Raw genomic sequence first — 6,673 nt, forward strand, 5'->3', positions numbered from 1 at the left:
AACCTTTTATATTTATATAATCGCTGTTATCTTAAAATACAACTTTGTTTCTTCCGCCTTTTTTAGCTTCATAGAGCTTTATATCTGCTTCATTCAAAAAGCTATCTACATCAATATTTTGACCCAATATGGTCTTAATGCCGAAGCTGGCAGTGATATGAATTTTTTTATTTTCCCAGCATATTTCTATGGTTTCTAGTGTTTTTCGCATTCTTTCAGCAACCTTAACTGCAGTATCTATATTTGTATTTTTTAAACATACAATAAACTCTTCACCTCCATAACGAGCAATCCAGTCAGAATTTTTCCTTATACAGTTTGAAAAAGATCTAGCAGCAGCCTTGAGAATCCTATCACCTAGTACATGTCCATAAGTATCATTTATTTTTTTAAAATAATCTAAATCAATCATTATTATTGATAAAGGTTCTTTATTTTCAGAGCTTAGTTTAATCTCCGTAGGCAGTCTTTCGTTTAAGAACCTTTTATTAAACACTTCTGTTAGTGGATCTTGAACAATTAAATTGTTTAAGTTATTTACTATATTATAGATTGTGTCTGCGTTCTTATTGTCTATTTTTTCTATTATGCCACTACAGGTGACATCCTTTAATAGTTCAATTACGACTCTTCTATTCCTTATATCTACAGGGATAGCTGTAAGCATATATAACTTTTTCCCATCATAATCTACTTTATCAAAGGACTTATTTTCATTATAAGCTCTTATAGAGACACAATTATTGCAGGCTTTATTTTTATTCCACAGACAGTGGCAAGAAGATAGAGGGCTTAGTTTTCCAGAAGATAAGTCTAAAACCTGTTTCTTTACAGGATCTATTATTCTCACAATGTCATAAAGCATTTTAAATATACCCATATTTTCAACAAGTAATTCTAGAGTAATATTTTTATAATCCATTGAATCAATCCTTTATTTAATTATTATCTATTTATTTATATTCTACAGCATTTGCTTCATTTTATAAATAGAAAAACAGTAATATTTGTCGTATTTTGTACATAAATAAGCTATTATATAAGTCTGCAATTGTATTTATTGATAATCTAATAATGCTATAATAAAATTGTAATATAAGTCTTATAGATAAGGAGAGAGGTAAGGTGGCATACCAAAGTGAGGCTGAGTTAGAAAAACAATTAGTAGATCAATTGGTAAATCAAGGATATGACAAAGTTAGTATAGTTAATGAAGAAGAATTAACTAAAAATTTTAGAATTCAGTTATATAAGCATAATGAGAAAAGGTTAAATGGAATACCCTTTACAGATAAGGAGTTTGAAAGAGTACTTAGGCAGCTAGAAGGTAAGAGTGTATTTCAAAGTGCAAAGATATTAAGAGATAAATTTATACTAGAACGTGAAGATGGTTCAGAAGTATATATTGAATTTTTTGACACAAAATCATGGTGTCAAAATAGATTTCAAGTTGCTGCCCAAACTACAGTAGTTGGTAAATATACTAATCGTTATGATGTAACTTTATTAATTAATGGATTACCTCTTATTCAAATAGAATTAAAACGTAGGGGATTGGATTTAAAAGAGGCATTTAATCAAATAGAACGTTATAGAAAACATTCTTATCAAGGACTATATAGATATATTCAAGTTTTTGTTGTAAGTAATGGCGTTGATACAAAGTATTTTGCCAATACTGATAGAGAACTTCTGTATAGTCATACCTTTTTCTGGACTGATGAAAATAATATAAGAATCAGCAACCTAAAGGATTTTGCGTTAACCTTTTTAGAGAAATGTCATATATCAAAAGTTGTTGCAAGATATATGGTACTAAATGATACGGAAAAGATACTAATGGTGATGAGGCCATATCAAATATTTGCTGTGGAAGCTCTTGTAAAAAGAGCCTTTGAAACTAACAATAACGGGTATATATGGCATACAACTGGAAGTGGTAAAACCCTAACTTCTTTTAAGGCCAGTCAAATTTTAGCTAACGAACCTAGTATAAATAAAGTATTTTTTCTTGTAGATCGTAAGGACTTAGACAGCCAAACTATTGCTGAATTTAATAAATTTGAGGAGAATTCTGTAGATACAACAGATAAGACAAGTACCCTTATAAATCAAATAAGGGATATCACCAAATCGTTGATAGTAACCACTATACAGAAGATGTCAAATGCAATAAATTCAGCACAATATCAATCTATTATGGAAAAATATAAGAATGAAAAAGTAATTTTTATAATAGATGAATGTCATAGATCACAATTTGGAGATATGCATAAAGCCATAAACAAGCACTTTAAAAATGCACAATATTTCGGCTTTACAGGAACACCTCGTTTTGAGGAAAATAAGAGCCAGGATGGCAGAGTTACAGCAGATTTGTTTGAAAAATGTCTTCATAGCTACCTTATTAAAGATGCTATAAGCGATGGAAATGTTCTAGGATTCTCTATTGAGTATGTTAAAACCTTTGATGGACAATTTGATGAGGAAGATGATACTAGGGTTAAAACTATTGATACTAATGAAGTGTACATGAGTGAGGAACGTATTTCATTAATAGTAAATCACATTATTAAAAATCATTCCTTAAAGACGAGAAACAAAGAGTACACAGCAATACTTACCGTTGAAAGTATTAAAGCTCTTATCAAATACTATGATAAATTTAACGAACTAGATTCTGATTTAAGGATAGCGGGGATATTTACCTTCAGTGCAAATGAAGAAAGTGAAGGCATGGATGAACATTCCAGAGACAGTTTAGAAAGAATGATTCAGCACTACAATGGTATTTTCGACACAAACTATTCAACAGATGTTTTTTCAAGCTACTTTGCAGATGTATCTAAAAGGGTGAAAACAGCCCAGATTGATGTATTGATAGTAGTCAATATGTTTTTAACTGGCTTTGATAGCAAGACACTAAACACTTTATATGTAGATAAAAATTTAAAGTATCATGATTTACTTCAAGCTTTTTCAAGAACAAATAGAGTTGAAAAATCTACAAAACCCTATGGGAATATAGTATGCTATAGAAATCTAAAGAAAAATACTGATGATGCTATATGCCTATTTTCCCAAACTGAAAATACAGATACAGTACTAATGGAAAGTTATGATTACTATTTAAATATATTTGATGAAGAGTTAAAGAAATTATACAAAATTGTATCAGATCCAAGCGATGTTGACTCACTTAAAGGAGAGGAAGAAAAGAAAAATTTTATAATAGCCTTCAGAGAACTATCTAAAGTTCTTCTGAAATTACAGACCTTTACAAACTTTAAGTTTACAGAAGAAAATCTAGGTATTAGTGAGCAAAAATATCAAGATTTTAAAAGCAAATATTTTTTAATTTATGATTCTGTAAGACGTAGCGAAGATGATAAAGTTTCTATTTTGTCAGATATTGATTTCGGAATTGAACTTATGCATACAGACAAGATTAACGTTAGCTACATAATGAATCTCATAAGAAATATTAATATTGATGATAAAGAGAAAATGGAAAAAGATATTAGTCATATTATCACTGAACTGGATAGAGCAGATAACCAGGAATTAAGATTAAAGGTGGATTTATTAAAATCCTTTTTACACAAAGTAGTGCCTAATCTTACAGCAGAAGATTCTATAGATGAAGCTTATAGTGAATTTGAAGATATAAAAAGAAAAGAGGAGATTAATCAGTTTTCTCATGAAGTGGGATTAGATTCGGATTTAATAAAAGAACATATAGCAGAGTATGAGTATAGTGGATTATTAAACCATGAAGAAATAAGCGATAAGGTTATAGCTCCTCTATTGAAAAAGAGAAAGATCCTAAAAAAAATAAAGGATTTTATTGTGGAGCATGTTGAGAAGTACGAATAGTTAAGATTACTTGTAGTATTAAATCAATTAATTCATGATTCTTGAATATTGAAGAAGTAGTGGCATAATAACTAGAAAAAAATTCAACAGTTAATAAACTAAAGGAGGAACAATAATGACAGTAAGTGAAAAGCAGCAGGAGCAGCAATCAAATTTGCATACAAGATTATGGGCAATTGCAAATGATTTAAGAGGTAATATGGAGGCTAATGAATTTAAAAATTATATATTAGGACTTATATTCTATCGGTATCTTTCAGAAAAAGTAGAAGGAAGAGCGGAAAGTCTTCTAGCTGAGGACAATATTTCCTATATAGAAGCTTGGGAAAATGATGAATATAGAGAGGCCCTTCAAGAGGAGTTACTAAGCCAAATTGGATATTTCATTGAACCGAAATACTTATTTTCCTCTTTAAAGAAAGCTATTGAAGAGGGGAATTTTGACATCGAAATGCTTCAAGGTGCTGTAAATGATATTACAGAATCTACTATAGGCCAAGAAAGTCAAGAGGATTTTGATCACTTATTTGATGACATGGATTTAACCTCTACTAAGCTTGGAAGAGATGTTAAAAGCCGTTCAAAACTTATTGCAAAGGTTATGGGAAACATAGCAGAGATACCTTTTAGTCATGAGGATACGGAAATTGATGTACTTGGAGATGCCTATGAATTTCTTATATCTCAATTTGCTGCAAATGCGGGAAAGAAAGCAGGAGAATTCTATACGCCACAACAGGTGTCTAAAATATTAGCAAAGCTGGTTACAGTAGGGAAAAAAGACTTAAAGAATGTGTATGACCCAGCCTGCGGTTCTGGTTCTCTGCTTTTAAGAGTTGCAAAGGAGGCAAAGGTACGTAAATTCTATGGACAGGAACTAACTTCCACAACCTACAATTTAGCTCGTATGAATATGCTGCTTCATGATGTATCTTATCAAAATTTTGATATTAGAAATGATGATACCTTAGAGCACCCAAGACATATAGAACTGAGATTTGATGCTATCGTAGCAAATCCTCCTTACTCAGCAAATTGGAGTGCTGATGATAAATTTTTGGATGATGAAAGATTTAGTGCCTATGGAAAATTAGCGCCGAAATCCAAAGCAGACTATGCATTTATTCAGCACATGATTTACCAGTTAGATGATAAGGGAACAATGGCTGTAGTGCTACCTCATGGTGTGCTATTTAGAGGAGCATCTGAAGGAATTATTAGAAAGTATTTAATAGAGAAAAATTATTTGGATACTGTAATTGGATTGCCTTCTAACATATTTTTTGGTACATCAATACCAACAGTAATTTTAGTATTTAAAAAATGTCGTGAAAATAGTGAAAATGTTTTGTTTATAGATGCCTCTAGCAACTTTGAGAAGGGTAAAAACCAGAATTTGCTTAGGGATGAAGATGTGGAAAAAATACTTTTAACTTATGCAGAAAGGAAAGTGGTTGATAAATATTCCTATGTTGCAACCTTAAAAGAAATTGAGCAAAATGACTATAATTTAAATATTCCAAGATATGTAGATACCTCTGAAGAAGAAGAGCCTATTGATGTGAAAAAGGTTAAGGCTGAGGTTGAAAAACTTGATGAGGAAATTAAGGGCATTGACAGTCAACTAGAGTTGCTTTTAAGGCAATTAGGAATATAAGGAGGTGCATAAGATGAGTAAGACGCCTAAATTAAGGTTTCCTGAGTTTAACAGCGAATGGAAAACTTATTCCTTAGGGAATGTTGTAGAATTTTATGATAGTAAAAGAAAACCAGTTAAAGAACAGGAAAGAACTAGTGGACCGTATGCTTACTATGGAGCTACTGGAATTATAGACTATATAAATGATTTTATCTTTGAAGGTGAATATTTGTTATTAGGTGAAGATGGAGCTAATATAGTTACGAGAAATGCTCCGTTAGTGTATAAAACATCCGGTAAGTTTTGGGTAAATAATCATGCACATATTTTTAAACCTAAAGATAACTTTAATATTGATTTTCTAAAATATTATTTGGAACTGATAAACTATATCCCATATAATACAGGAACAGCACAGCCTAAGCTAAATGCTGAATCTGTAAAAATAATACCAGTAAAAGCTCCTAATATTAAAGAACAGGAAAGGATTGCATCCCTTTTTTTATTAGTTGATAAAAAAATAGAGAAACAAAAAAAGAAAGTTGAAACACTACAAGAGTATAAAAAGGGCATTATGCAGAAGATTTTTTTGCAGAAGGTAAGATTTAAGGATGAAGATGGAGAAAGTTATCCAAAGTGGGAGGTAAAAATTTTAGGCGATATATGCAGCATAAATAAGGGAGAGCAGCTTAATAAACTAGATTTATTAAGTAATGGTGAATACTATGCCTTAAACGGTGGTATTGAACCTTCAGGATATACAGAAAATTGGAATACCAAGGAGAATACTATTTCTATTAGTGAAGGTGGAGCATCCTGTGGGTATGTAAAATTCAATGTGAAAAAGTTTTGGAGTGGAGGGCATTGCTATACTTTAGAAGGACTCTCAAAAAGCATTTATAATGAGTATTTATATCAATATTTAAAGTTTTACGAACCGAGTATTATGGCGTTACGGGTAGGTTCTGGATTGCCCAACATTCAAAAGAGTGCATTAACAGGATTCAAAGTCAGTATTCCGGCTATAGAGGAACAACAAAAAATTGCTGATATCCTTTTTCAAATTGAAGAAAAGATTTATAAGGAGCAGGAAAAGCTAGAACAACTAAAAAAGTTTAAGAAGGGATTACTTCAAAAAATGTTTGTTTGATAATAAAA

4 protein-coding genes are annotated in these 6,673 nt (G+C 31.0%); 3 read left to right on the plus strand and 1 reads right to left on the minus strand.

The annotated features are described in order from the left end of the window. Positions 1 to 31: 31 nt before the first annotated feature. Entirely contained in the window at positions 32 to 922 is an 891-nt protein-coding gene (locus P8V03_RS17515; RefSeq protein ID WP_318799163.1) for a GGDEF domain-containing protein, read from the minus strand. A 203-nt stretch (positions 923 to 1,125) separates the two neighbouring features. On the opposite strand from P8V03_RS17515, the gene P8V03_RS17520 reads away from it, so the two are divergent. The 3 genes from P8V03_RS17520 to P8V03_RS17530 all read left to right on the plus strand — a co-directional run bounded on the left by P8V03_RS17520 (position 1,126) and on the right by P8V03_RS17530 (position 6,665). Continuing rightward, positions 1,126 to 3,876: a type I restriction endonuclease subunit R gene (locus tag P8V03_RS17520; protein ID WP_318799164.1), complete on the plus strand. Its 2,751-nt coding sequence runs from the start codon at positions 1,126 to 1,128 to the stop codon at positions 3,874 to 3,876. Positions 3,877 to 3,991: 115 nt separating this feature from the next. Next, positions 3,992 to 5,533: a type I restriction-modification system subunit M gene (locus tag P8V03_RS17525; protein WP_261672062.1), complete on the plus strand. Its 1,542-nt coding sequence runs from the start codon at positions 3,992 to 3,994 to the stop codon at positions 5,531 to 5,533. A 13-nt stretch (positions 5,534 to 5,546) separates the two neighbouring features. Continuing rightward, complete coding sequence (locus P8V03_RS17530) at positions 5,547 to 6,665, plus strand: restriction endonuclease subunit S (RefSeq protein ID WP_318799166.1); 1,119 nt, start codon at positions 5,547 to 5,549, stop codon at positions 6,663 to 6,665. Positions 6,666 to 6,673 lie beyond the last annotated feature (8 nt).

Source organism: Clostridium tanneri, assembly GCF_033659955.1.
Lineage (GTDB): Bacteria > Bacillota > Clostridia > Clostridiales > Clostridiaceae > Clostridium_AM > Clostridium_AM tanneri.

Bases quoted from the DNA above. Each gene is read 5' to 3' on its own strand.
- P8V03_RS17515 (WP_318799163.1), bottom strand. From the start codon at position 922: ATGGATTATAAAAATATTACTCTAGAATTACTTGTTGAAAATATGGGT.
- P8V03_RS17525 (WP_261672062.1), top strand. From the start codon at position 3,992: ATGACAGTAAGTGAAAAGCAGCAGGAGCAGCAATCAAATTTGCATACA.
- P8V03_RS17530 (WP_318799166.1), top strand. From the start codon at position 5,547: ATGAGTAAGACGCCTAAATTAAGGTTTCCTGAGTTTAACAGCGAATGG.